This window comes from Cnuibacter physcomitrellae (assembly GCF_014640535.1).
Lineage (GTDB): Bacteria > Actinomycetota > Actinomycetes > Actinomycetales > Microbacteriaceae > Cnuibacter > Cnuibacter physcomitrellae.
On record NZ_BMHD01000001.1, the window covers coordinates 2,170,182 to 2,193,548 of the forward strand.

Annotated in this window: 26 protein-coding genes; 11 read left to right on the forward strand and 15 right to left on the reverse strand. The window is 70.7% G+C overall.

The window, feature by feature from the left end:
* Window positions 1–17 precede the first annotated feature (17 nt).
* The 5 genes from IEX69_RS10070 (at window position 18) to IEX69_RS10090 (ending at window position 4,260) form a co-directional block, all read left to right on the forward strand.
* The gene (locus IEX69_RS10070; protein WP_157127301.1) at window positions 18–1,397 is read left to right on the forward strand and encodes a M24 family metallopeptidase; all 1,380 of its coding nucleotides are present in this window, start codon (window positions 18–20) and stop codon (window positions 1,395–1,397) included.
* On the forward strand, window positions 1,397–2,308 hold the full coding sequence (locus IEX69_RS10075; RefSeq protein WP_085020865.1) for an NAD(P)-dependent oxidoreductase: 912 nt from the start codon (window positions 1,397–1,399) through the stop codon (window positions 2,306–2,308). Before IEX69_RS10070 ends, IEX69_RS10075 begins: the two co-directional genes overlap by 1 nt.
* A 71-nt stretch (window positions 2,309–2,379) precedes the next feature.
* Window positions 2,380–3,435 (forward strand): threonine aldolase family protein, encoded by a 1,056-nt coding sequence (locus tag IEX69_RS10080; RefSeq protein WP_085020866.1) that lies wholly within the window; start codon window positions 2,380–2,382, stop codon window positions 3,433–3,435.
* A 145-nt stretch (window positions 3,436–3,580) separates the two neighbouring features.
* Window positions 3,581–3,850, forward strand: coding sequence for a hypothetical protein (locus IEX69_RS10085; protein ID WP_157127302.1), 270 nt, complete (start codon window positions 3,581–3,583; stop codon window positions 3,848–3,850).
* The gene (locus IEX69_RS10090; RefSeq protein ID WP_085020868.1) at window positions 3,847–4,260 is read left to right on the forward strand and encodes a ribbon-helix-helix domain-containing protein; all 414 of its coding nucleotides are present in this window, start codon (window positions 3,847–3,849) and stop codon (window positions 4,258–4,260) included. The genes IEX69_RS10085 and IEX69_RS10090 overlap by 4 nt, the downstream gene beginning before the upstream one ends.
* A 15-nt stretch (window positions 4,261–4,275) precedes the next feature.
* Here IEX69_RS10090 and IEX69_RS10095 read toward each other — a convergent pair whose 3' ends face one another.
* Complete coding sequence (locus IEX69_RS10095; protein WP_085020869.1) at window positions 4,276–4,614, reverse strand: DUF3140 domain-containing protein; 339 nt, start codon at window positions 4,612–4,614, stop codon at window positions 4,276–4,278.
* Window positions 4,615–4,702: 88 nt separating this feature from the next.
* Here IEX69_RS10095 and IEX69_RS10100 point away from each other — a divergent pair, with 88 nt between their 5' ends.
* The gene (locus IEX69_RS10100) at window positions 4,703–4,933 is read left to right on the forward strand and encodes a hypothetical protein (protein WP_085020870.1); all 231 of its coding nucleotides are present in this window, start codon (window positions 4,703–4,705) and stop codon (window positions 4,931–4,933) included.
* Window positions 4,934–5,070: 137 nt separating this feature from the next.
* On the opposite strand, the gene IEX69_RS10105 is transcribed toward IEX69_RS10100, so the two are convergent.
* On the reverse strand, window positions 5,071–5,598 hold the full coding sequence (locus tag IEX69_RS10105; protein WP_085020871.1) for a hypothetical protein: 528 nt from the start codon (window positions 5,596–5,598) through the stop codon (window positions 5,071–5,073).
* Between the two features lie 84 nt (window positions 5,599–5,682).
* On the opposite strand from IEX69_RS10105, the gene IEX69_RS10110 reads away from it, so the two are divergent.
* On the forward strand, window positions 5,683–6,975 hold the full coding sequence (locus tag IEX69_RS10110) for a glycosyltransferase (RefSeq protein ID WP_085020872.1): 1,293 nt from the start codon (window positions 5,683–5,685) through the stop codon (window positions 6,973–6,975).
* 9 nt (window positions 6,976–6,984) lie between these two features.
* On the opposite strand, the gene IEX69_RS10115 is transcribed toward IEX69_RS10110, so the two are convergent.
* Together IEX69_RS10115 and IEX69_RS10120 are read right to left on the reverse strand one after the other, a co-directional pair.
* Window positions 6,985–7,620: a TetR/AcrR family transcriptional regulator gene (locus IEX69_RS10115; protein WP_085020873.1), complete on the reverse strand. Its 636-nt coding sequence runs from the start codon at window positions 7,618–7,620 to the stop codon at window positions 6,985–6,987.
* A gap of 10 nt (window positions 7,621–7,630) precedes the next feature.
* Window positions 7,631–8,281, reverse strand: a complete 651-nt coding sequence (locus IEX69_RS10120) for a hypothetical protein (protein ID WP_085020874.1) — start codon at window positions 8,279–8,281, stop codon at window positions 7,631–7,633.
* A 55-nt stretch (window positions 8,282–8,336) separates the two neighbouring features.
* Here IEX69_RS10120 and IEX69_RS10125 point away from each other — a divergent pair, with 55 nt between their 5' ends.
* From IEX69_RS10125 to IEX69_RS10135, 3 genes are all read left to right on the forward strand, one after another.
* Window positions 8,337–8,804, forward strand: a complete 468-nt coding sequence (locus IEX69_RS10125) for a BphX family protein (RefSeq protein WP_268235395.1) — start codon at window positions 8,337–8,339, stop codon at window positions 8,802–8,804.
* Window positions 8,805–9,136: 332 nt separating this feature from the next.
* Window positions 9,137–9,361, forward strand: coding sequence for a hypothetical protein (locus tag IEX69_RS10130; RefSeq protein ID WP_085020876.1), 225 nt, complete (start codon window positions 9,137–9,139; stop codon window positions 9,359–9,361).
* 46 nt (window positions 9,362–9,407) lie between these two features.
* Window positions 9,408–9,548: a hypothetical protein gene (locus IEX69_RS10135; RefSeq protein ID WP_174604527.1), complete on the forward strand. Its 141-nt coding sequence runs from the start codon at window positions 9,408–9,410 to the stop codon at window positions 9,546–9,548.
* A 208-nt stretch (window positions 9,549–9,756) separates the two neighbouring features.
* Here IEX69_RS10135 and IEX69_RS10140 read toward each other — a convergent pair whose 3' ends face one another.
* Both IEX69_RS10140 and IEX69_RS10145 read right to left on the reverse strand, forming a co-directional pair.
* Window positions 9,757–11,346, reverse strand: coding sequence for an APC family permease (locus IEX69_RS10140; RefSeq protein WP_085020877.1), 1,590 nt, complete (start codon window positions 11,344–11,346; stop codon window positions 9,757–9,759).
* 32 nt (window positions 11,347–11,378) lie between these two features.
* The gene (locus tag IEX69_RS10145) at window positions 11,379–12,242 is read right to left on the reverse strand and encodes a universal stress protein (protein WP_174604529.1); all 864 of its coding nucleotides are present in this window, start codon (window positions 12,240–12,242) and stop codon (window positions 11,379–11,381) included.
* 102 nt (window positions 12,243–12,344) lie between these two features.
* Between IEX69_RS10145 and IEX69_RS10150 the strand changes: the two genes are divergently transcribed.
* A complete protein-coding gene (locus IEX69_RS10150) occupies window positions 12,345–12,965 on the forward strand; it encodes a TetR/AcrR family transcriptional regulator (RefSeq protein WP_157127305.1) in 621 nt (206 codons plus the stop codon).
* A 19-nt stretch (window positions 12,966–12,984) separates the two neighbouring features.
* Here the strand turns inward: IEX69_RS10150 and manA are convergent, their stop codons facing one another.
* The 9 genes from manA to IEX69_RS10195 all read right to left on the reverse strand — a co-directional run bounded on the left by manA (window position 12,985) and on the right by IEX69_RS10195 (window position 23,270).
* Complete coding sequence (gene manA / locus IEX69_RS10155) at window positions 12,985–14,109, reverse strand: mannose-6-phosphate isomerase, class I (RefSeq protein WP_085020880.1); 1,125 nt, start codon at window positions 14,107–14,109, stop codon at window positions 12,985–12,987.
* Between the two features lie 8 nt (window positions 14,110–14,117).
* Entirely contained in the window at window positions 14,118–15,539 is a 1,422-nt protein-coding gene (locus IEX69_RS10160) for an NAD(P)/FAD-dependent oxidoreductase (protein ID WP_085020881.1), read from the reverse strand.
* 111 nt (window positions 15,540–15,650) lie between these two features.
* The gene (locus IEX69_RS10165; protein ID WP_205353326.1) at window positions 15,651–16,382 is read right to left on the reverse strand and encodes a GntR family transcriptional regulator; all 732 of its coding nucleotides are present in this window, start codon (window positions 16,380–16,382) and stop codon (window positions 15,651–15,653) included.
* A complete protein-coding gene (locus tag IEX69_RS10170) occupies window positions 16,379–17,215 on the reverse strand; it encodes a PfkB family carbohydrate kinase (RefSeq protein ID WP_217348637.1) in 837 nt (278 codons plus the stop codon). The genes IEX69_RS10165 and IEX69_RS10170 overlap by 4 nt, the downstream gene beginning before the upstream one ends.
* Complete coding sequence (locus tag IEX69_RS10175) at window positions 17,216–18,112, reverse strand: carbohydrate ABC transporter permease (RefSeq protein WP_085020882.1); 897 nt, start codon at window positions 18,110–18,112, stop codon at window positions 17,216–17,218.
* Window positions 18,112–19,095, reverse strand: a complete 984-nt coding sequence (locus IEX69_RS10180) for a carbohydrate ABC transporter permease (protein WP_229756303.1) — start codon at window positions 19,093–19,095, stop codon at window positions 18,112–18,114. The genes IEX69_RS10175 and IEX69_RS10180 overlap by 1 nt, the downstream gene beginning before the upstream one ends.
* A 3-nt stretch (window positions 19,096–19,098) precedes the next feature.
* Window positions 19,099–20,421, reverse strand: a complete 1,323-nt coding sequence (locus IEX69_RS10185; RefSeq protein ID WP_157127306.1) for an ABC transporter substrate-binding protein — start codon at window positions 20,419–20,421, stop codon at window positions 19,099–19,101.
* Window positions 20,422–20,530: 109 nt separating this feature from the next.
* Entirely contained in the window at window positions 20,531–21,544 is a 1,014-nt protein-coding gene (locus IEX69_RS10190) for an SIS domain-containing protein (RefSeq protein ID WP_085020884.1), read from the reverse strand.
* Between the two features lie 169 nt (window positions 21,545–21,713).
* A complete protein-coding gene (locus IEX69_RS10195; RefSeq protein WP_157127307.1) occupies window positions 21,714–23,270 on the reverse strand; it encodes a PucR family transcriptional regulator in 1,557 nt (518 codons plus the stop codon).
* Window positions 23,271–23,367: the final 97 nt, after the last annotated feature.

A 23,367-nucleotide genomic window follows, 5' to 3' on the forward strand; every position in this document is an offset into this window, starting at 1 on the left:
ACGAACGAGGAGGATCGATGGCGATCAGCACAGCGACCACGGGGACCATGGCGGTCGACTGGGAGGCACGGACGGACTTCGACCGGCTCCGGTCGGAGCGACTGGCCCGACTGCGGCACGAGCTCGAGAGGTCCGAGGCGGGCGCCGTCCTGGCGTTCGACTTCTCGAACATCCGGTACATGACCGCGACCCACATCGGGACGTGGGCCATGGACAAGCTCATCCGGTTCGCGCTCCTCACCCGCAACTCCGACCCCATCTCCTGGGACTTCGGATCCGCCGCGAAGCACCACCAGCTGTTCAACCCCTGGCTGAACCAGACGCACGCCGAGATGGACGCCGACCCGCACGCGCCTCACCACGGCGCCACGCGGCCGCGCGCCGAGAGCGGCGCCCGGGCCGGCATCTCCACCCTCCGCGGCGCCTTCAGCCCGGACGCGGGCATCGCCGACGAGGTCGCGGCGAAGATCAAGCGCGAGCTCGAGAAGTTCGGCCTCGCGGATCAGCCGCTGGGCGTGGACGTCATCGAGCTGCCGATCCTGTTCGCCCTGCAGAAGGCGGGCATCACCGTGATCGACGGACAGCAGATCTTCATGGAGGCCCGGCGGATCAAGACGCAGGACGAGATCACGCTGCTCACCCAGGCCGCATCGATGGTGGACGCAGCCTACGAGAACCTCTACGAGTTCCTCCGACCCGGCGTGCGCGAGAACGAGACCGTCGGGCTCGTCGCCAAGACGCTCTACGACCTCGGCTCCGAGTACGTGGAGGGCGTCAACGCCATCTCAGGCGAGCGCTGCTCGCCGCATCCGCACGTCTACTCCGACCGCATCATCCGACCCGGGGACCCCGCCTTCTTCGACATCCTCCACAGCTTCAACGGCTACCGGACCTGCTACTACCGCACCTTCGCCGTCGGATCCGCCAGCCGGGCGCAGCGTGACGCGTACGTGCGGGCTCGCGAGTACATGGACAACGCGATCGATCTGGTGAGGCCGGGAGCGACGACCGCCGACATCGTCTCGGTGTGGCCCACGGCGCAGGAGTTCGGCTTCCCCGACGAGGAGGCGGCGTTCGCGCTCCAGTACGGCCACGGAGTCGGACTCTCCATCTGGGAGAAGCCGATCTTCTCGCGGCTGGTGTCCCTCGACCACCCGGAGGTGCTGCAGGCCGGGATGGTGTTCGCGCTCGAGACCTACTGGCCCTCCGCCGACGGCATCGGCGCTGCGCGCATCGAGGAGGAGGTCGTGGTCACCGAGACCGGCTGCCAGGTCATCACAAAGTTCCCCGCGGAGGACCTCATGATCGCAGGCGGCACCCGCTACTTCACGATCAACGGCCCGCTCAACCCGCTGCGCAGCAGCCAGTCGCACCTCAACCGCCCGCAGGCGGGCTGATGTCCGGCGTCGGAGTCGACGGGGCCGACGGGTCCGTCCGGGCCACCGTCGGTCTCGTCGGCCTCGGGACGATGGGCGGCGCCATGGCGCGCCGCCTCCTCGCCTCCGGGGTCGACGTGACGGTGTGGAACCGCTCGGCGGGGCCGGTCGAGGAGGCGGTGGCGCTCGGCGCGGTCGCCGCGGCACGTCCCGAGGACTGCTTCGCGGCGGACGTGACGATCTCGATCCTGGCGAACGACGCCTCCGTCGAGGCGGTGTTCGACGAGGCGACGCTCGCGGCGGCCCGGCCGGGGGCGGTGCACGTCAACATGGCCACCGTGAGCCTCGCCGCCGCACGCCGCCTGGCCGAGCTGCACGCGCTCGCCGGCGTGGAGTACCTGGCGGCGCCGGTGCTGGGCCGGGCGCAGGTCGCCGAGGCGGGCGCACTGAACATCGTCGCGGCCGGATCGGAGACCGCGCTCGAACGAGCGCGGGGAACCCTCGATCTGCTCGGCAAGCGCACGTGGTTCCTCGGAGAGCGCCCGGAGCAGGCGAACCTGGTCAAGATCGGCGTGAACTTCACCCTCATCCACGCCCTGCAGGCCCTCGCCGAGTCGATCGCCCTCGTGGAGAGCGGCGGCGTCGACCCGCGGCTGTTCGTCGACGTGCTCACGGATGCCGCGTTCACCGGATCGGCCTACACCGGGTACGGGCCGATGATCGCGGATCGGCGCTACTCGCCGCCGGGCTTCACCGTGCCCCTCGGGCTCAAGGACCTGGGGCTCACCGAGGCCGCAGCGGCCGAGCTGGGCGTCGCGCTCCCGACGGCGCCGACGCTGCGGTCGATGTTCGAGAGCGCGCTCGCCGACGAGGAGCTCGCGCGGCTCGACTGGTCCGCCATCGCCGAGATCACGCGGGGTATGGCCGCCTAGACGGCCGGATCCCCCGGCACCCGGCGCGCGATGCAAGGAACGTGCGGCTCGGGTTTGGCAGACTGTTGCGGGTGATCGAGAGACTGCACGACGCCGACCGCCGGGGCTTCGCCTCCGACAACTACGCCGGGGTCCACCCCGAGCTGCTCGAGGCCATCGCGGTGGCGAACGGCGGCCACCAGATCTCCTACGGCGAGGACGTCTACACCGAGCACCTCCAGTCGGTCATGCGCGAGCACTTCGGCGACCGCGCCGAGGCCTTCCCCGTCTTCAACGGAACCGGCGCGAACGTGGTCTCCCTGCAGTCGATGCTGCCCCGATGGGGTGCGGTGGTCTGCTCGACCACCGCGCACATCCACACCGACGAGAACGCCGCCCCTGAGCGGGTCGCCGGCCTCAAGCTGCTCACCGTGCCGACCCCCGACGGGAAGCTCACCCCCGAGCTCATCGACGTCGAGGCCTGGGGATGGGGCGACGAGCACCGTGCCCAGCCGCTCGCCGTGTCGATCACGCAGACCTCCGAGCTCGGCACCGCCTACACGGTCGACGAGGTCGCGGCGATCACCGAGCACGCGCACTCGCTCGGCATGCGGGTGCACCTCGACGGATCGCGGATCTCCAACGCCGCCGCCTCCCTCGGTGTGCCGCTCCGCGCCTTCACCACCGACGCGGGCGTCGACGTCGTCTCGCTCGGCGGCACCAAGAACGGGATGCTCGCCGGCGAGGCCGTGCTGGTCCTGAACCCGGATGCGGTCGACGGCATCCCCTTCCTCCGCAAGCTCGACATGCAGCTGGCGTCGAAGATGCGCTTCGTGTCCGCGCAGCTGATCGCCCTGTTCGGCACCGACCTGTGGCTCCGGTCGGCGTCGCACGCGAACGGGATGGCCCAGCGGCTGCGTTCGGCCGTGGAGGGGCTGCCGGGTGTGACGCTGACGCAGGAGACTCAGGCGAACGCGGTGTTCGCGATCCTGCCCGCCGGGGTCGCCGACCGCCTGCGGGAGTCGTTCCGCTTCTACGACTGGAACCCCGCGACGGGCGAGGTGCGCTGGATGTGCTCGTTCGACACCACCGAGGCCGACGTCGACGCCTTCGCCGACGCCCTCCGCCGCGAGCTCGCCTCCGCCTGACCCGCGGCTCCGCTCCTGCACAGTTCGCCAAGGAGCAGACGTTCTCCGCAGATCGGGTAGCGCTCCCCCGCGTGAGACCACGCCCTGCGACTCTGGACCCCACGAGGGATTCTGGAGTACATTATCCGTGGGAAGAACGTACTGGGTGCAGAGCGCCGCGAAGCACGGCGTAGCGAGGGAAGACGTGATGCACGTCGTCGATCGACCGGAGCTGGTCATACGGGACTTCGACCCGCCGAGGCCGCCGAGCACGGGCAGGGTCGACCTGTATGTGGGACACACGGCCGACGGGACCCTTCTCGAGGTCCTGCTCGACGTCGATGCGGTCGCGGAGAGGGTCACGGTGTTCCACGCGATGCCTCTGCGAAGGTCGATAGCGGAGCGGGCGATCCGGATGGCAAGGGAGAGACAGTGACGAGCGAATCGACATCGCGCGACGACCGAGCGCCGGAGCCATTCGACGCCCTCACCGGCTGGCCGACCACTCCCGAACAGGAGGAGTTCTACGCCGCCTGGGCGGCCGACGTCGAGCGCGACGACTACGAGCCCGACACGAGCAACGCGACCGTGTACGTCGGAGCGGAGGCGGCGCGACAGGGACGCGAGCTGCTCCTGTCGGTGATGACCGAGGAGGAGCTCGACCGCATCACCGGCCCCGGACGGCCGAGCCTCAGCGGGACCGTCGGCGACGGCCCGTCGCGCAAGCGGCAGGTGCGGCTCCCGGCGCAGCTCGACGAGCTCCTCGAGCTGCGCATCGCCGCCGAGGGCCGCGGAGCGAGCGAGATCCTGCGCGACGCGCTCGAGCAGTATCTGCGCGCCTCCTGACGGGGCGGGCCCGGCTCAGGACTTCTCGGGATCGTGGCCCCAGTTCATCAGCGAGTAGCGCCAGGGCGTCTCGGTGACGTCGCCCGACGGGCGCTGCTCCAGGTGGCGATGCACGTATCCGACGACCTTGCGCATGTGCGCGTAGTCGGCGCTCGTGAGATCGGCCTTCCTCTTCTCGAGGATGCGGATGATGTGCCGCCCGCTCCGGTGCCCGACCGACTCCGATCCGCCGCCCTTCTGGCCGACCTCCTTCGACTCGTCGGTGCCGAGCCACCGATCGAGCTGCTTGGGCGTCATGTTCACCGCCTCCCGGAACTCGTCCCAAGTCGTCGCGTCCTCGTCGTCGTCAGCCATGCTCCGAGCCTGCCCCGGTCGCTCGCATCCCGCTCCCACCCGGAGCGAGCCCGCGCCATCCACCGAGAGCAGGCGTAGGGTCCGGCGCATGACCGAAGACGAGATCGTCTGGAACGAGCAGGCGCACACGAAGATCCTCGACGACGCCGACCGCGTCCTCCGCGAGGCGGTGCTGAGCCTCCGCGATCGACGTGAGGAGGGTTCCGATGCGCTGTACGCTGCTCTCATCGGCCTGCTCGAGAACCGCTTCATCGACTTCGAGCCCGGCCCCGACATCCGCAAGTACGCCGACGCCCTCGCGGCCGGCGAGATCGAGTAGGGAGCGACATGGAGGTCGACTACACCGCGCTGGAGCTGCTCTACGTCGGTCTGCTCGGGCTGGCGAGCCTCGGCATCGTCTGGACGGCGATCGTCGTCGTCTGGAAGCTCTTCCGCGGCCAGCGCTGATCCCGGCCTCTACGGCCGCGCGACCACCCCGGGCAGGATGAACGCCCGGCGGGGCAGCGTCGCGTACTCCGGGGGTTGGCGGAACACCGTGGACATCACGTAGTCGTCGGCGTAGGGCGGCCACCGGTGGAGCACGCGGGCATCCGCCACCTCCTCGTCACGATCGCCGTGTCCGAGCACCAGCGTGCGCCGAGTAAACCTGGTCCGCACCAGAGCGGCGCCGTCGGTGATGACGGCGGCGACCATGACACCGAGCTGGTTCGACGGATCGATGCCGCCCACGCCGTCTTCCGTCGGGACTCCCGCGCAGACGAACGGCCGCGCTGTGCCGAACTCGATCTCGGGGACGCTCCCGTCGCCGACGACGATCCTCATCGCCAGCGCCTCCGCCCGGAACGGCGTGAGGGTGACGACGGCGATGCCCTCTGCCGGCCCGACAGCACGGTCCACGGACGCACAGTCGCCGAGCTCGTCGGCGAGCAGGTCGACCCACCACGACGAGAGGTCGGATCGGTCGCTGCCACCGGGGTGCGTCATCTGATCAGCGTCCCACCACCTCGGTGGCGCCCCCAGGCCCCCTGTCGAGACCGCTAGATTCGATGTTATGGTGACATAGTGAATATGGCACGGGAGGGACGCACGGCGCTGCTGTGCAGCATGCCGGCGGTGGGACACGTCGGTCCGATGCTGGTCGTCGCGGAAGAGCTGCTGCGGCGAGGCTGGCGGGTCCGGTTCCTCACCGGGCGCCGCTATCGGGCCCAGGTCGAGGCGGCGGGCGCCGAGTACGCGCAGCTGCCGGCCGAGGCCGACACCCTCGACGAGGTGGGCACGGGTGAGCGCAACCGCGGCCGGGCCACCATCAACCTCGGGGTCGAGGAGGCCTTCGTCCGCCCCGCCTACGCCGCCGCGGACGCCGTGCTGCGACTCCTGGAGGAGGAGCCCGCGGAGGTCGTCCTCCACGACATGACGTTCCTCGGGGTGCAGGCGCTGTTCGCCCGGCCGGCCGACGACCGCCCGCTGATGGTGATGTGCGGGATCGGACCGGCCGGCTTCTCCAGCCGCGACTGCCCGCCGTACGGCCTCGGCATCATCCCCTCCTCGAACCGCGCATGGGGTCGGATGCGGGATGCGGTGCTCAACCGGACGGCCAAGCTCGTCCTCGCCCCGGCCCACAAGGCGCTCGACCGCTTCCTGGAGAGCGTGGGCGCCCCGACCCTGGACGGCTCCTTCTTCATGGACGTGCTCGCTCGAAGCGACCTGCTCGCGCAGTTCACGGTGCCGGAGTTCGAGTACCCGCGGAGCGACGCGCCCGACGCCCTGAGGTTCTACGGGCCGATGGCCGGACCTGCTCGCCGCCCAGGCCCGCCGCCCGAGTGGTGGCCTCGCCTGCAGGAGGGCACCCCGCTCGTGCACGTGACCCAGGGGACCGTCGCGAACACCGACTTCTCGGAGGTGATCGAGCCGACGCTCGCCGCTCTCGCCGACGAGCGGGTCCAGGTCGTGGTGTCGGCGGGCGGAGCAGCACTCGACGGCCTGCCCCCGCTCCCCTCGAACGCGTTCGCGGCGTCGTACCTCGACTACGAGGCCCTGCTGCCGCGCACCTCGGTGTTCGTGACCAACGGAGGCTACGGCGGGCTTCATCACGCGATGCGGTACGGGGTGCCCATCGTCATCGCGGGCGACTCGGAGGACAAGGTCGAGACCTCCGCTCGCGTGGAGTGGTCGGGAGTCGGTGTCAATCTCCGTACCGGACGCCCCACGCCCGACCAGGTGGGCACCGCCGTCCGCCGGCTGCTGGACGACCCGTCGTTCGCCCGACGGAGCGCCGCCCTCGGCGCCTCGATCAGCGCCGCACGCGGCGCGCGGGGGCTGGTCGACGACGTGGAGGCCGCCGTCTCGACGCGCCGGCGGTGACCCGCGGACCTAGAGGCCGCCCAGCTGGTCGGACAGGTGCGCCAGCTGGTTCGCCGTCCAGTTGCGCCACTGGGTGCGCGTCCAGCCCCTGGCCCGTGTGAAGTGCAGGTACGCGTCGGCGCTGGTGATGTACCCGAGCACGTCCGCGGCCTCCGCGACGCGCTCCTCGGGGATGACGCCCCGGCCGGCGAACCAGCCCGCAGCGAGGAGCATGTCGCGGTGGCGTCGCTGCTCGAGCTCCTCGTAGGCGGCGCGCGCCGCCGGGTCGGCGTCCGCCGCCGCAGCCATCGCCCGGACGATCCCGGCCGCACGCTGGTTGGCGTCGTCGAGGAACTCGACGTACCTGTCGATCGCGGTCGCCAGGTCGGGCTCGGACATGATCGAGACCAGGCTCGGCCTCTCGGTCAGGGAGTGCTTCCCCTCGTCCCCGGCGAACGCGACCTCGAAGGCGGCGATGAGAAGGGAGTGCTTGCTGCCCTGCAGCTGCACGGTGGGGACCGCGACGTTCGCCTCCGTCGCGATCGCCTTGAGCGAGGTCGCCGCGTAGCCGTCTCGGACGAACAGCTTCGCGGCCGCCGCGATGATCGCCGCACGGGTGGAGGCCGCCTCCGCCGCTCGGCGAGGTGAGCTGTACGCGCGGGCCATGGCCTCGACGTTACCTGTCTCGGCCCCTCGTCGTCGCGAGGACCAGGCCGACGACGATCTGCGCCCCGGTCGAGCACAGCAGCGCCACCGTGGCGACCGCGAGGCTGTCGGCGGCGTTCGCGACGGCCCCGGTGACGACGGCGACCACGGTGAGGGCGAGCAGAGCCCAGCGGGCCGCGCCGACGGCGACCCCGGCACGGAGGACCACGAGAGAGGCGACCAGCAGGAGCAGCAGCTGCGTGACGCTCAGCACGAGGGTGAGCACGAGGGCACCCGAGTAGTCGTCGACCGGGGGCAGCGCGTACGTGACGACGAAGTAGACCGTCTGCGACGTGAGGAACACCGCGCCGAAGCCGAGCACCGCGAGTCGCCCGATGATCGAACCGCCGACGATCCCGTCGGCGCCGGTCCGCCCGCCGGAGAGGGGCACCATCGCCAGCGCGTGCGCCACCGCGCTGCCCAGGAAGAGCACGGCGAACAGGGCGAGGAGAGCGCCCGACGCGTCCTCCTGGAGCGGCACCTCCACGAGCGTCGCGATGAGCAGCAGGGTGCCGCCGACCGTGATCAGCCCGCCGCCCCAGACACCCCAGGCGGGCCGTCGTCCGGGTCGTGCGGCGGGGGTGGAGGTCGATGCGTCCCGCAGGTCGTCGCCGATGGTCATGATGGGCTCCTTCAATTCACTAGTACATGGTACTGGTGAATGTTACAGTGCACTCATGAAATCTTTGGCATGGTGGTGCCGAGCAGTCGGCATGGTCTATCTCGTCCTCGGCAGCACGTTCATCCCTGCGATCAACACGGGCCGGGTGGAGCAGCTCGTCCCCGGGTTCGACGGCGCGCTCGACGGCCCCGCGTGGGCGGGCTTCGTCGACTACCTGTTCATGTTCGGACTCGAGGAGCTGGTCCTCGGCGCGTTCCTCATCGCGGTCTCGTTCGTGCCGCGATGGTTCGAACCGGTGGTCCTGCTCGTCTGCGCCCTCTCCGTCGTGCGCGGGATCGGGCACGACGTCTACATGATCAGCCAGGGCTACTCGATCGTGTCGAACACGATCTTCATCGCCCTCCACACGGCGATCATCGTCACCGGCCTGGTGTTCCTACGGCGGGCCCGCATCCGATCCGGCTGGCTCGCGACCCTCCCGTCCGGCCCTCGCTCGACCTCGAAGGGCCGGCAGCGGGCGTGACTCCGAAGCCCCCTGCGGGGAAGCTGGGGAGAGCGTGCGGATGGGTGACCATGCTGTCCTCGGCGAGCTCGCTGTCCTGACCCCACAGCGAGAACGTCTTGATGTCGGTGAGCGACGTGATCGACCCCTCGCCCGCTCCCCGCACGTCGCTCGAGCCGGGGCCGTGCGGGTTGCGCCCGCTCAGCGCGCCATCGAGGCCGTGGGAGCGACCTCGGTGCTGGCAACGGACGCAACCCGCTCCACAGAAGCTGGGGAGAGCGTGCGGATGGGGGCGGGGCGGACCAGGCTCGAAGGAGGAGCCCGGTCGTGCCGGGCAGAGGAGGAGACAGCGGATGAGCGACGAAGGTACCGCCGGAGGCGACGGCCTCGGCAAGGACGGCACGATACCGGACGACCCGAACGGTCTGGCGGCCGGACACGTGCCCGACGGGTCGCACTTCAACCACGAGGAGGACACCCAGGGCGTCGCCGATGGGTCCGCCGATGAGGGCGACGACCTCCTCGCCCCCGAGACCGACTTCGGGCCGGACGGCAACCCCGTCAACGGCGCGGAGTGACCGCGTCAGACTGACCGCATCCGACCGCCACGATCGAAGGAGTGACATGAGCGACGACACCGCACGACCCGACGCCGACGACCTGCCCGACGGCTCGTCGTCCGACGGCAGCGCGGCCCAGGACGGCGAGGACACCGTCTCGGGCGGCGGCCCCGAGGAGCCTGACGAGAGCGCGACCGGTGAGTGACACGAGCGGCACGGAGCCGCGCCCCGAGCACACCCCGACGCCCGACGAGGTCGACCCCGACGAGGGCACCGAGCCCGACGGCACTCCCGTGGAGAACCCCTCGGGCTGACCACCACCGTCGAACAGCGAGAAGGCGCCCTTCCCCACGCGTGGGAAGGGCGCCTTCTCGCTGTTCGGCGTCGCGTTGCGCCCGTCGGGGCGCAACGCTCTACTCCCCCGCGGGGGCGGCGGCGCGCGGGAGGATCGCGCCGCGGAAGAAGGCGGGGTTCCGCACCGCGCAGACCGCCATGATGATGACGCCGAGCACGAGGATGCCGATGCTCATCACGAACACGAGTCCGACGCCGTCCTGGGCGACCCCGTCGGCGTCGTAGGTGGTCGCGAACAGGGCGGATCCGGATCCGTAGGAGGGCGCGTACGAGTCGACGGCCGTCTTCACGAACATGGCGAGCAGCGCCAGGCCGCCGAGCAGCGGGAACAGGAACCGGTAGAACACGTTCCGCACCGAGCGGAACCAGGTGCGCCGGAAGAACCAGAACGCTGCCACGCCCGTCAGCCCGTAGTAGAAGCAGACCATCAGGCCGAGGGCGGTGATGGTGTCCCACAGGGCGTTCTCCGACAGCAGGCGCATCACGGTGTAGAACACGATCGCGGTGACCGCGGACGCGATCGTCGCCACCGACGGCGACTTGAAACGGGGGCTGATCCGCTTGAACGACGGCGGCAGCGCCCCGTAGTAGCCCATAGCGAGCAGCGTCCGCGACGGGGAGATCATCGTCGACTGCAGCGACGCCGCCGACGACGACAGGATCGCGATCGACATCAGGATGGCGAACGGGCCCATGATCGGCGACGAGAGCACCGCGAAGATCGACTCCTGGTTCTCCGGGTTGCCCGCGCCGAGGCCGGTGTCGCCGATGCCCGCGTACGACAGGGTGGCGATCGTGACGAGCATGTACAGCGCCACGATGACGAGGATCGTGATGAGCGCGGCACGGCCGGGCGTGCGCTTGGGGTCCTTCGCCTCCTCGTTCATGGTGACCACGACATCCCAGCCCCAGAACAGGAAGATCGAGAGCGAGACGCCGGCCGTGATCGCGGTGAGCCCGCCCTCGGCGGCGAACGGGTTGAACCAGTCGAGCGTGACGGGCGTGTAGTCGTAGGCGTTGCCGCTGCCGATCGCGACGAACGCCGCGACCACGTACCAGCCGAGCGCGAGCAGCTGGAACCCGACGAGGGCGATCTGCACCTTCTGCGTGGCCTCCACACCCCGGTAGCTGATCCAGGCCGCGAGCGCGGTGAACACAGCCGTGATCAGGATGTTAAGCCAGAGCTCGCCGGTGAGGTCGGCGATGTCGGGGTTGCCGGTGATCTGCGACAGCAGGATGAACAGGAAGTCGACCGCGACGGCCGCCAGGTTCGAGAGCACGAGGATGGTGGCCGCGATGAGTCCCCATCCCGCCATCCAGCCGATCCACGGACCGAAGGCGCGCGTGGCCCAGGTGAAGCTCGTGCCGGAGTCGGGCATGGCCGAGTTGAGCTCGCGGTATCCGAAAAGCACGAGCAGCATCGGGATGAAGCCGATGAGCAGCACGGCGGGCACCTGGAGACCCACCACGCTCACCACCGGCCCGAGGCCGGACGTGAGCGTGTACGCGGGGGCGATGCACGAGATGCCGATGATCGCACCGCCGATGGCGCCGACCTTCGCGACGCTCAGGCCCTTGGCGTGGAACGTCTCGCGCTGGGCCTCCCCGCCGGGAGGGGCGGTCTCGGTCGAGGTCTTCTGGCTGGTCATGTGGCTCCTTCGCCCTGCTGTCGTGGCCGCCGTCAGACGGAGGCCGGGCCGTAGCTGTAGTCGCGGGGGATGACGATGAGGGGTGTCGGGATGCGTCGCATCAGCCGTTGCGCCGTGCTGCCGATGAAGACGCGGCCGCGCGGCGCGAGCCGGCTCGACCCGACGAGGGCGATCTCGCCGTCGATCCAGTCGACGCGGGTGACCGCATCCTCGAGGTCGGTGCCGCCGACCACCTCGACGGTGGTCGCCTCGCGGGCGAGCACCTCCTCGGCGCGGGACCCGAGAGCCTCGCCCCCGAAGCGGCGGACCTGCTCGGCGGCCTCGTCCACGACCGTCTCCGCGGTCTCGTCGGCGGGCAGCAGGCTGAGCAGCCGGAGGGGCACCCCGCGCCGATCGGCCGCCTCGACGGCGGTGCCCACGACGGCGGCCGCGCCGGGGCGCGTGCCGTAGACGGCGGTGACCCGGGTGACCCCCGTGGTGTGGCCGTAGCCGACGGGCGCCAGGGCGACGGGCACCTCGGAGGAGTGCAACAGGGCGTTGGCGGTGCTGCCGATCGCGATCGCTTGCAGCAACGGATTGGACCGGGCTCCGATGACGATGACGGAGGCGTCGTGCTCGGCCACCGCGTCCAGCAGTCCGCTCGCCTCGTCGTCGGCGGCGCGCAGCTCGGTGCGCGCGCGGATCCCGTCGGGCACGCAGGCGAGCGCCTCCCGCTCCCACGTGGTCACGCGCTCGCGGACGATCGGGTCGTTCGTGTAGAGACCCGACTCGGCGCCGCTGTACGGCGAGGGCTGGCGCAGGATGAGCGTGATCACCAGCTCCGCGTCGGCGCGACGCGCGAGCGACGTGGCGAGGGCGAGCGCTTCGAAGCCGCGGTCGTCGGCGGTGTAGCCCACGATGAATCTCTGAGGAGCGTGAACCGCCCCGACATCGCTGTCCATGCGGGCCATTGTTGGACATGTGATCAACAGAGCGCAAGTCCGACGTACCATGTCGGCATGACGACGACGTCGCCGAGCCGCTCACCGAGACGCCGGATGCAGCCCGCGGAACGCGTGGCGCAGATCGCGGCGACGGCCGAGGAGGTCGCCCTCTCGGAGGGGCTCGCCGCGATCACGGTGCGGTCGGTGGCGGCGCGGATGGGGGTCGCGCCCTCGCTGGTCGCCCACTACGTCCCGAGCATGGATGAGCTGGTCACGGCCACGTTCGACCGCGTCGCCCGGCGCGAGATCTCCGCGATGTCGGCGCTCCTGGAGCGTGCGGCGACGCCGCTCGAGCAGCTGCGTCTGCTGGTGGGCGTGGTGGCCGCCCCGGACCGCGAGGACGTGCCCCTCTGGTCGGACGCGTGGAGTCTGGCCCGGCGGAACACCTCGCTCGCCGCGGCCGCGCGCGACTGCCTCGACGCCTGGCAGGGCGTCGCGAGCTCGATCGTCGCCGCGGGCCGGGCGTCGGGCGCGTTCCCCTCGGGCGACCCCGAGCACGTGGGCCTGGTGCTGTTCGCTCTGATCGACGCCACCAACGCCTACAGCCGCGTCGCGTACCGCACCGACGCCGACCGCTCCGCCCTCATCCGCACCGCCGTCGCGAGCGCCCTCGGCCTCGCCCCCGGCGCGCTGTAGCCCGCCCGCCCGCTCGAGCTCACACGGCGAAGGCGGCGACGACGAGGCCCGTGCCCGAGACGGCGACCGCGCCCTCCGCGGGGGCGACCACGACGGCCTGCCCGGGATCGAGCTGCTGCGACTCGACGGACGTCGCGACCTGCACGCGACCGCTCACGCCGAGGACGATCGCCGGACCCTCCGACGCGAGCGGGAGGAGCGCGGTCGACCCCTCGAGGGTCGCGGAGACCAGCCGCAGCGGGCTCCCCTCGGGCGCGATCGTGCGCACCGGCCCCTCGACGAGAGGTCGCTCCACCGCGACGGCCCGCTCGAAGTCCGTCGCCTCCAGGAGCGCCCGCCGGTCGACGTGCTTCCGGGTGAGGCCCGCGCGCACGACGTTGTCGGAGTTCGCCATCAGCTCCACGGCGACGCCCGAGAGGTAGGCGTGCGGCACACCGGAGGGGACGAAGAGCGCCTCGCCCGGGTCCAGGCTCCACACCGCGAGCAGCAGAGGCGCCAGCGCGCCCGCATCCCCGGGATGGTGGCCGGCGAGCTCGGCGACGACAGCACCGACCTCGTCACCCCGCGCCACCACCTCCTCGATGAGCGGCCCGGGATCACCGTTCACGAGCACCAGCGCCTCGAAGGCCGAGCGGAGCTCCCCCGCCCGCAGCCGCTCGAGCACCGCGGGAGCGGGCGACGACCCGAGCCCGGACAGCAGGGCGACCGCCTCGTCGAGCGGCCGGAATCCGACCATCCCCCGGAACGGCGTCACCGCGAACACCATCTCCGGCTTCGCGTGCGGATCCTTGAACGTGCGGTGCGGCGCATCCAACGGGACGCCTGCGCTGTTCTCGTCCGCGTACCCCGCCGCCGAGAGCTCGGTCGAGGGATGGACCTGCAACGAGACCGGCTGGCCGGGGGCCAGCAGCTTCAGCAGGTACGCGAGCTCCCCCGCGCCGCCCGCGAAGTACTCGTCTGCGCGGTCGGCGAGCAGCCGGTCGAGGGTCGTCCCAGCCGCAGGCACCGGGCTCGGTGCGGTGGGATGCGCGCCGTACCAGACCTCGGCGACCGGCTGCCCGTCGGGCTCCTGCCCGAGGAGGGCGGGGATCGCCTCGCGCGAACCCCAGTCGTATGTCTTCGACACTCCGTCGATCCTCAGCATCGCGGGCCTCAGTGCTCGCTCGTGGACGGCATGAAGCGGATGAGGGCGCGCACGAACCAGCCCGGCCTGCGGTTGCGGATCTCGGCCCGATTCTTGCGAACGACCGCCCAGCGAACCACGTTGGCCCCGATCCAGCGGATGGGCTCGGGCGGCAGGGTGGCGGGGTCCGGCTGGTCGATGAGGCGGCTGCGGCCCCACTCGTCGTCGTCGCCCGCGAGCATCGCGGCGATGATGCGCGAGCACGCGGGGATCTGCGCCAGGGCGGTCCCGTTCCAGCCGTAGGCGTAGAACACCGACCTCGCGCCGCGCAGCCGTCCGATCTGCGGGATGTGGCTCGGCACGCAGTCGATGCCGCCGGTCCAGCTGTACTCGATCGGCGCATCCGCCAGCTGCGGATAGACCCGGGCCAGCTCGGCCACGGCGAGCGGCGCGCCTTCCGGCCTGCGGTTGAACGCGGCGGTCACGCGATCGCGGAACAGCGTGCGCCCACTGCCCCGCCCGAAGACGACGCGGCCGTCGGAGGTGCGCTGGTAGTACAGCACCTGCTGCTGCGCGTCGCAGATGGCCTCGCCGCCGCGCCAGCCGAGGGCGTCGAGACGATCGGGGATGGGGGCGGTGGCGACGACCTCGCTGTCGACGACGAACATGCGCTTCCGGAGCTCGGGGATGGACGACGCCCAGATGTTCGTCGCCACCAGGACGCGGTCCGCGTCGACGGTCGCGCGGTCGGTGACGAGACGAGCCCGGGCCCCGTCCGTGATCGACCGGACGGGGGTGTGCTCGTGGATGACGACGCCGAGACGGTCGGCCCACCGCGCCAGGGAGCGCATCATCCGACCCGGATGCAGGCTCCCGCCGCGCTCCTCGACGACGCCGACGTACGAGGCGCTCGGCCCCACCCGCGCGGCCAGGTCGGACGCGCTCAGCCGGGAGTACGAGTCCTCCCCCACCTCCGCGCCGCGGGCGAGAGCCTCGTCCCACGCGCCCTCCTGCGCTCTCGAGCTGGCGGTCCAGACCCAGCCGTCCAGCCGGAGGCCGAGGTCGAGCTCGCGGTCCTCCTGCAGCTGCCGCAGCTCGTCGATCGCCTCCGCCGACGCGCGGGCGAGGCGCAGCGCCTCCTCGTCGCCCACCACGGCGGAGAGCTGGTCGAGCCGCTCGAACCAGGAGTGCACCTGGCCGCCGTTGCGGCCGGACGCCCCCGACCCGCAGGTGCTCGCCTCCAGCACCACGACCGAGAGCTCGGGATGCGTCTGCCGCAGCCGGATCGCGGTCCACAGCCCGGTGAGGCCGCCGCCGACGATCGCGACGTCGGCGGTGATCCGCTCGGTGAGCGGCTCGAAGGACGGAGCGGAGGAGTGGGTGTCCTGGAGCCAGAAGGCCTGGTCCTGGAGGGTCGCCTCGACGGGCGTGCGGAGTCGGTAGGTGGTCATGATGTCCGTCTCGTCGGGGCGCGCGAGAGCGCGCCGAGGGAGGGTGAGCGTGCGGCCGGAGGGGCACGGAGCGGCCGGGGGCCGAGAGGTGGAGGAGGTGCGCGGTGCGGGTCAGCGGCGCAGCACGTTGAAGCTGAAGATGTCGCCGCGGTGGTAGTCCTGCGCGTAGAGCGTCGGCTCCCCGGCGATCGAGTAGGCGGTCTCGGTGATGTAGATCCAGGGACCGAACCCGCCGAGGGAGTACTTGGCGGCGGGTCCCTCGGGCATCTCGACGGCGTGGATGGCGGCGGTCGAGAACGACAGCTCGCGACCCTGGTCCTTGAGGAACGTGGTCAGCGATCCGGTCCAGTCCACGTGCTTGATCGGACCGGGGACCTGGGACCGAGCGATGGTGCCCACGCTGTAGATGAGGGGCGAGTCGCCCTCCGACCGGAGCCGCTCGATCCGCACGACGCGCTCGTCGTCGGCGAGGCCGAGCGCCTCGCGCTCGTCGAGGTCGGGGACGTCCTCCTCGACCGACAGCACGAGGGTCTGCGGCGAGTAGCCCAGCTCGCGCAGCATGTCGGTCGCCGACTCGAAGCGCGTGATCGGGCGGTTCACCTTCGCCGCCGAGAGCGAGGTGAGGTAGCGGCCGAGGCCCGGCCGCACCTCGACGATGCCGTCGTGCTCGAGCAGCTTCAGCGCCTCGCGGGCCGTGCTGCGCCCCACGCCGAACTGGTCGACGATCTCCGGCTCCGACAGCACGCGGTCGCCCGGCTTCGCCCCGTTGCGCTCGAAGTACTCGACCAGCGCGTCGCGCACCTGGACGGACATGAGCCTTCGGACGATCGGTGTCTCGATCACGCGCCTGCCCCTTCTCGAACGATCTGCGGGACCTGGTCGAACCCACCCCAATGCTGGCAGGTCAGGGCGGCCACGCGCGATCCTTCGATCATGCACGTCTGGACATCGGCTCCCTGCGCGAACCGGTGGACGAACCCCGCAATGTAGCTGTCGCCGGCTCCGGTGGTGTCGACGACCTCGATGGGCTGGGCCGCCGCCTCCCACCACCGCTCGCCGTCGTGCGCGATGCTGCCGGCGGGCCCGCAGGTGACGACCGCGAGGCGAGCGCCTCCGGCGATGGCCTCCCGGGCCAGCCGCTCCGCCTCGGGGCGATCGTCGCCGGCCGAGCAGAAGGCGACGTCGAGGTCGGCGTATCCGGAGCTGACCGCGCAGTCCTGGCTGACCAGCACCCCGCGCGCTCGCAGCTCGCGGCGGATGCGGTCGGCGAACGGGTTCATGCCGATGTGCACGAGCCGCCGACGGCCGAGCGCGTCCAGGTCCGCCTCGCTGGGCTGGTAGTCGGCCGAGGTCGCGAAGTCCTCGAAGAAGATCACCCGCTCTCCGTCGTCCTCGACCCGGATCTTCGACACGGAGGTGATGCCGGGCAGCTCGACCAGGAGCGACGTGTCGACGCCCTCCTCCTCGAGCGTGCGCCGGATGCGCTCGCCGTCCGCATCCGGACCGACGGCGCCCGCGTAGGCGACGTCGGCGCCCAGGGTGCGGAGCTTGACGGCGACGTTGACCGCGTTGCCGCCCACGAAGCTCGTCTGCTCGGTGCCGTAGTACTGGTCGACGGTGTTGTCGCCGATGGTGGCCAGCCCCGAGTGCTCCGTCTGCTGGTGGTGCATGCTCATCTACTTTCCGATCCCGTCCGACAGCCCTCGGATGAAGTATTTCTGACACAGGAAGAACAGGGCGATCATCGGCACGGCGGCGATCGTCATCCCGGCGAACACCGAGGGGAAGTCGGTCACCGCCCTCGACGACAGCGTCGCGAGTCCGACGGGCAGCGTCTTCAGCGAGTCGCTGCCGATGAAGATCAGCGCGAACAGGTACTCGTTCCAGGCGAACAGCACCTGGAGGATGACCGCCGAGGTGATGATGGGCGCCGACATGGGGAGCACGATCCGCCAGAAGATCTGCGAGCTGCGGGCCCCGTCGAGCACGGCCGCCTCGTCGACCTCGATCGGCAGGTCGATCATGTACGACCGGATGAGGAAGGTCGTGAACGGGATGCGGAACGCCGTGTAGAGGATGATGAGCGCCCAGTAGGTGTCGTAGATCCCCCATCCCTGCAGCAGCTTGACCAGCGGGATGACCGCCACGGTCGGCGCCAGCATCAGCCCGCCGATGATGATGTAGAGGATCGGCTTGCTGAACGGGATGGTGACCCTGGTGAGGCCATAGGCGGCCCAGGCGCTCAGGAGGGTCGTCGCGATGACGCTCGCGACGGTGACGATGACGCTGTTGAGGAAGTACTCCCCCACACCGCCCGCGAACGCCCTCCCGTAGCTGGAGAGGTCGAGCTCGGCCGGCCAGCCGAACGGGCTCGACAGGATCTCGCTGTTCGACTTCAGCGAGCTCAACGCCATCCAGAGGATGGGGTAGAGCACGATGATCGCGAGCGCGGCGAGAACGCCGATGAGCAGGAGCCGGCCGACGATGCGGCCGAACCCGAGGGCGCCGATCGGCTTCGGTCGCCGACGGGTCGGCGTGGCCTCGGTCGCTCCGAAGGCTGTGGTGACGGCCATCAGACCCTCCTCCTGTTGGCGTAGACGACCTGCGCGATGGCGAGGGCGAGCGTGATCACGAACATGACCACGGCGATCGCCGCCGCGTACCCGAAGTCGTTCTTGACGAATCCGCTGCGGTAGAGCCAGGTGCCGAGCACCTGGGTGGAGTTGTCCGGTCCGCCGCCGGTGGTGACCATCACCTCGTTGAACACCTGGAAGGCCCCGGACAGCGTGACGATCATCATCAGGGCGGTCATCTCGCGCACCAGCGGGATGGTGATCGAGAAGATCCGACGGAACGGGCCGATCCCGTCGAGCGCGGCCGCCTCGTAGATCTCCTGCGGGATGCGCTGGATCGCGACGGCGAACAGCAGCGCCGAGTAGCCGAAGCCCTGCCACTGGCTCATCATGATGATCGCGGTCATGGCCGTCTTCGGGTCTCCCAGCCAGGCCTGCTGCAGCGAGTCGAGGCCGAGGGCGCCGAGGACGCCGTTCAGCAGGCCGCCGTCCGGCTGGTAGATGAACGTGAACAGCAGCCCGATCACGGTGAGCGACATCGCCGAGGGGATGAAGTACACCGATCGCAGGACCGCGCGCCACCGGTGGCTGCGCAGGCTCTCGATGATCGCCGCGAGGACGAGCGCGAGGAAGACCTGGAACACGATCGAGATCCCGGCGTAGAGCACGTTGTTCCCGAGTGCCCGCCAGAAGATCGGGTCGCCGGCCAGCTTGACGTAGTTGTCGGCGCCGACGAACGTCTGCTCGCCGGTGAAGATGTTCGACTGCTGGAAGCTGTACCCGAAGTTGAGCACGAGCGGGTAGTAGACGAACAGGAACAGGACGACGAGACCCGGCAGCACCCAGACGAGCCCGCTCCAGCGGGGACGCCTGCGGCGGATGCGCGGGGAGGCCCCGCCGGTGCGCTCGCGCGCACCGGCGGTGGAGGAGGCTCGCGTCAGTTCGAGCCGGTTCTCCTGGCCGACGATGACCCCCTCCGACACGGCTCAGCCCTTCGCCTGCTCGGAGGCCGCCTTCACGGCGTCCATCACGTCCTGGGCAGAGCGGTCTCCGGAGATGAGGCCCTGCACCCCCGAGAGGTAGGCGTCGGCCACGTCCGGCACGGTGACGGTGTCGAGCCAGATCGACAGGCTGTTCGCATCCTGGAGCACGTCGATGCTCTCGCGGAGCTGAGGCGTGGAGTTCTCGTCGGTCAGCGAGTCCTTCACCGGGCTCGGGATGCCGAGCTCGGCGGTGAGCGCCGTGGCGTTGGCCTTGTCGGTGACGAACTTCATGAAGTCGACCGCGAGCGGCAGGTTCTTCGCCTTCGGGTTGATGAGGAAGCCGTCGGGCGCTCCGGTCAGCGCACCGAGGTCGCCCTGGGCGTCGGAGGCGGCGGGCAGCTTGAAGATGCCCCATCCGTCGTTCGCGGCGACCGATCCCTCGGGCACGGTGGCGCCGAACTCGAGGTTCTCGACGTAGAACATCGCGGCCTGGCCTGCGCCGAACGCGTCGCGCTGCGAGTAGTAGTCGGAGCCGTTCGCGCCCGATCCGGTGGTCGTGCAGCGGTCGATGATGTCGGAGAACTGCTCGAGCGCCTCCACGTAGCCCGGGTCGTCCCAGGTGGCGGTGTCGGGCTTGTAGTCGGCCGCGAGCACATCCGCCGGGACGTCGTAGCTGTTCAGCTGCGTCATGAAGTGGATGGCGGGCCAGCCGTCGACGTTGCCGAACGACATCGGCGTGATGCCGGCCGCGCTGAGGGTGTCGCAGGCCTTGAGGAGCCCGTCGAGGTCGGTCGGCACCTCGACACCGGCCTGCTGGAACAGCTTCTCGTTGTAGACCATGAACTTGGCATCGAGTCCGAACGGGATGCCGTAGGTCCGGCCGTCCTTGGTCAGGGCGCCGATCGCGCTGGGCGCCATGGTCTGGCCCCACTCGGTGTCGGGTCCGATCACGTCGGTGAGATCGAGCGCGACTCCGTTGTCGTAGAACTGCTCGGCGTAGTTGCCCGGCCAGGTGAAGTACACGTCCGGGAGGCTCTGCGACGCGGTGAGCGTCTTGATCTTGTCCTTGTAGCCCTGGTCCGACTCCTGCTGGAGCTCGACGGTCACGCCGGGGTGCTCGGCCTCGTACGCGGACTTCATCTCCTGGAAGAAGCTCTCGTAGTTGCCGGCGTAGCGGGTGATGACGCTGACGGAGCCGCTGTAGTCGACGTTCGACAGGTCGACGTCGGCGGCGGCGGGAGAGCCGTTGCCGCCGCCGCTGCAGCCGGCCAGGGCCAGCATGGCGATGACGCCGCCCGCTGCGAGCGCGGTAGTCCTTTTCCTCACGTCTTCGTTCCTCTCTGGATGATGGTGCGGTGGAAGGTGGTGCGGGTCGGTGCTCGGGTGCTGACGGAGGCGGCCGGCTCGTGTGGTGGTCGAGCCGGCCGCGGCCCGACTAGTAGACGAGCTTCTTGTAGTAGCGACGGGTGGTGAGCGGGTGGTCGCGCAGCACCTCGAGGTGGGCGCTGAGCCGCTCGAAGACGGTGGCGAGCAGGACCGGCGAGATCAGGCTGCGGGTGGCCTGCGAGATGCCGGGCAGCTCGAAGTCCTTGGTGTCGAGGATGCGCACCTTCTCGGTGAAGCGGGGGGCGAACTCGATGACCCGGTCGACCAGGCCGCGCGACTCGTCCTCGCCGTTCAGGATGATGATGCTGACACCGTCCTCGAGCAGCTCCAGGGCGCCGTGGAAGAAGTCGGACGCGTGGACCGGGCGGGTGCGGATCCACTGCATCTCCTCGAGGATGCACATGCCGTAGTAGTGCGCCTCGGGCCAGGTCGAGCCGGCGCCGGTGATGAGGTGGTAGTCCTCGTCCTTGATCTCCTCGGCGAGCGCTGCGGCCCGGTCCTCGAAGGAGGCCTTGACGTCGACGAGCAGGGCGGGGAGCTGCTTCAGCTCGGCCACGGTCTCGTCGTAGGCGTCGTACTCGCCGCGGGCGTTCATCAGGGCGAGCGCTACGAGGAGCGTCTCGAGGTAGAACATCTCGGAGGAGGTGTCGTCCTCGGCGAAGGTGGTGAAGTTGTGGTCGGCCATCTCCGCCAGCGGGGTGTCGGCGTGACCGGTGAAGGTAATGATCGTCGCGCCGGCCTTCTTGGCGTACTCGAGGGCCGCGATCGCCTCCTTCGTCGTGCCCGACAGCGACGGGGTGACGACGATCGACCTCTCACCGAGACGGGGGTTGCCGCGCTCGACGAGCTCGGCGCCCATCTCGTAGTACACGGGGAAGAGCGACTTGGCCTGGAGCAGCTGGAACGCGGGCTGGGTGAGGAACATCACTCCGCCGGCACCGAGGAAGAAGAGGTTCTCCGCTCCGCCGTTCACCAGGTCGGTCACGACCTCCTTCAGTCGGGGCTCGACTGCGAGAGCGTCCGACTGGATCCTGACGAATCTGTCGACATCGAAGTTCAGCATGGGGTTCTTTCGTTCGTGGTTCGTGTCCGAGGTTGTCTGACATCTGCTTGGACCCTTCAGACGTCGTGACAAGAATGCAGACACGCGACAGCGCTGTCAAGGGCGTCCGGCCCTCCGAAACAGACTCTTCACACGCTCGAAATGCGAGCCACGGGGCGGGAGCCCGAGCTCAGGAGAGGGAGAGGAGGGCCCAGAGCTCGGCGCGGGCGGGGAAGGACTCGAGGTCGAGGTCGAGGCGCGCGGCGAGGCGCTCGACGCGGGTGCGCAGGCTGTGCCGGTGCATCCCGGCGGCCTCGGCGGCCGCCTCCCAGCGGCAGCCGTGCTCGAACCACAGCGCGGCGAGGCGCACCGACTCCTCGCCCTCCTCGGTCGACCGCACCTCGGCGAGCCGCAGTCGCGCGACCGCGGGCAGCCCGCTGTCGGCGAGCACGTCGAGGAGCCGGCCGGCGCTGGTGTCGGCGAAGCCGACGATCGCGGTCTCCCCGCTGCGGTCTGCTGCGGAGGTCGCCGTCGCGAGCGCGGCTCGCGCCTCCTGCACCGCCACGTCGAAGCGGTCGATCGGATGCGGCGCCGACAGTCCCGCCACCGCATCCTCCGCCGCTCGGCGCAGCCACTGCTCACCGTCCGGGGAGGCGACGGCGACGAGCTCCCCGTCGAGGATCGCCGCGAGGCGAGTGGGGGTGGCGGTGCGCGCCGTGCGCTGCAGGCGCCGGCGCACCTCCTCGGCCGACGCGGCCGAAGCGGCCGAAGCGGCGGGGCCTGCGCTGACGAGCACGACCACGGACGACGACGGATCGACGGCTCCGATGTCGACCGCGCCCGCCCGGGCGGCCTCCGAGAGCAGGGACGCCGCGAGCGCCGCCTCTCCTCGCGCGAGCAGCCGCACGGCGTGCGCGCCCAGGGCGCCGAGCGCCGCACTGTCGGCCGCATCACGCTCGCGCCCCACCTCGACCAGCGAGGTCCCCGTCATCATCACCGCGCGCCCGGGCGCATCGAGGGGGGCGCCGAGCACGAGGGCCACCGCGCCGAGCGGCCGGTCGCCGCGGCCGAGGGTCTGCACCACGATCTCCCGCCCGCCGACGGCCTGCGACGCACCCGCACGCCGGCCGCGGCCGAGCAGCGTTCGCACGTCGGCCTGCGCCGCATCCACGACCCGATCGGCGATGCGGCCGGCCGGATGCTGCTCCACGAACTCGCCGTCGGCGTCGTAGAGCAGCACGACGCCCTCGAGCTGGCGGGCGGTCTCCCGCATCGCTGCCGAGACGCCTCCGCCCGACACCGCGGCGAGCGAGATCGCCTGCTGAGCGGAGAGCGCCCACTCGTCGCGCGCCGCGGCCTCCCGCGCGATCTCGCGCGCGGCCCACGTGATGATCGCCACGAACGGGACGTCGTAGGGCACCTCCACGAGCGCCATCCCCTGCGTGCGGCACGCCTCGAGGAGCCCGGGCGGCGTCCCGGTCGTGATCACCTCGGTGCCGAACCCGATGCCGACGACACCCGACGCGGCGAGGCGCGCGACGTAGTCGTCGTAGTCGCCCTGGCCCGAGACGGCCTGGAACTGCAGACCCGTCGTGAGCACGAACTGGTCCGGCAGCAGGAAGGGGCTGGGGTCCGCCAGGTCCGAGCTCGACACCCAGCTCAGCGGATCGTCGAGCCGGTCGGATGCGGTGAGCAGCACCACCCGGAAGGCGGGCTCCGAGAGCATCCGGCGGAGGGTGGGCTGCACCCTCCGATGCTAGTGCCGAAACGGCATCTCCGCGGTCTGCGCGTGCCATCGCGGCAGAGACGCCGTGACCCTGACGGACCTACCGTGGCTGGAACAC

Excerpts from the sequence above, each read along its gene's own strand:
- IEX69_RS10175 (WP_085020882.1), bottom strand. The coding sequence starts at position 18,112 with ATGGCCGTCACCACAGCCTTCGGAGCGACCGAGGCCACGCCGACCCGT.
- IEX69_RS10095 (WP_085020869.1), bottom strand. The coding sequence starts at position 4,614 with ATGGCTGACGACGACGAGGACGCGACGACTTGGGACGAGTTCCGGGAG.
- IEX69_RS10135 (WP_174604527.1), top strand. The coding sequence starts at position 9,408 with ATGAGCGACGACACCGCACGACCCGACGCCGACGACCTGCCCGACGGC.
- IEX69_RS10120 (WP_085020874.1), bottom strand. The coding sequence starts at position 8,281 with ATGACCATCGGCGACGACCTGCGGGACGCATCGACCTCCACCCCCGCC.
- IEX69_RS10140 (WP_085020877.1), bottom strand. The coding sequence starts at position 11,346 with ATGACCAGCCAGAAGACCTCGACCGAGACCGCCCCTCCCGGCGGGGAG.
- IEX69_RS10075 (WP_085020865.1), top strand. The coding sequence starts at position 1,397 with ATGTCCGGCGTCGGAGTCGACGGGGCCGACGGGTCCGTCCGGGCCACC.
- IEX69_RS10190 (WP_085020884.1), bottom strand. The coding sequence starts at position 21,544 with ATGCTGAACTTCGATGTCGACAGATTCGTCAGGATCCAGTCGGACGCT.
- manA (WP_085020880.1), bottom strand. The coding sequence starts at position 14,109 with ATGCTGAGGATCGACGGAGTGTCGAAGACATACGACTGGGGTTCGCGC.
- IEX69_RS10170 (WP_217348637.1), bottom strand. The coding sequence starts at position 17,215 with ATGAGCATGCACCACCAGCAGACGGAGCACTCGGGGCTGGCCACCATC.
- IEX69_RS10115 (WP_085020873.1), bottom strand. The coding sequence starts at position 7,620 with ATGGCCCGCGCGTACAGCTCACCTCGCCGAGCGGCGGAGGCGGCCTCC.
- IEX69_RS10150 (WP_157127305.1), top strand. The coding sequence starts at position 12,345 with ATGACGACGACGTCGCCGAGCCGCTCACCGAGACGCCGGATGCAGCCC.
- IEX69_RS10110 (WP_085020872.1), top strand. The coding sequence starts at position 5,683 with ATGGCACGGGAGGGACGCACGGCGCTGCTGTGCAGCATGCCGGCGGTG.
- IEX69_RS10160 (WP_085020881.1), bottom strand. The coding sequence starts at position 15,539 with ATGACCACCTACCGACTCCGCACGCCCGTCGAGGCGACCCTCCAGGAC.
- IEX69_RS10125 (WP_268235395.1), top strand. The coding sequence starts at position 8,337 with ATGAAATCTTTGGCATGGTGGTGCCGAGCAGTCGGCATGGTCTATCTC.
- IEX69_RS10070 (WP_157127301.1), top strand. The coding sequence starts at position 18 with ATGGCGATCAGCACAGCGACCACGGGGACCATGGCGGTCGACTGGGAG.
- IEX69_RS10105 (WP_085020871.1), bottom strand. The coding sequence starts at position 5,598 with ATGACGCACCCCGGTGGCAGCGACCGATCCGACCTCTCGTCGTGGTGG.
- IEX69_RS10130 (WP_085020876.1), top strand. The coding sequence starts at position 9,137 with ATGAGCGACGAAGGTACCGCCGGAGGCGACGGCCTCGGCAAGGACGGC.
- IEX69_RS10100 (WP_085020870.1), top strand. The coding sequence starts at position 4,703 with ATGACCGAAGACGAGATCGTCTGGAACGAGCAGGCGCACACGAAGATC.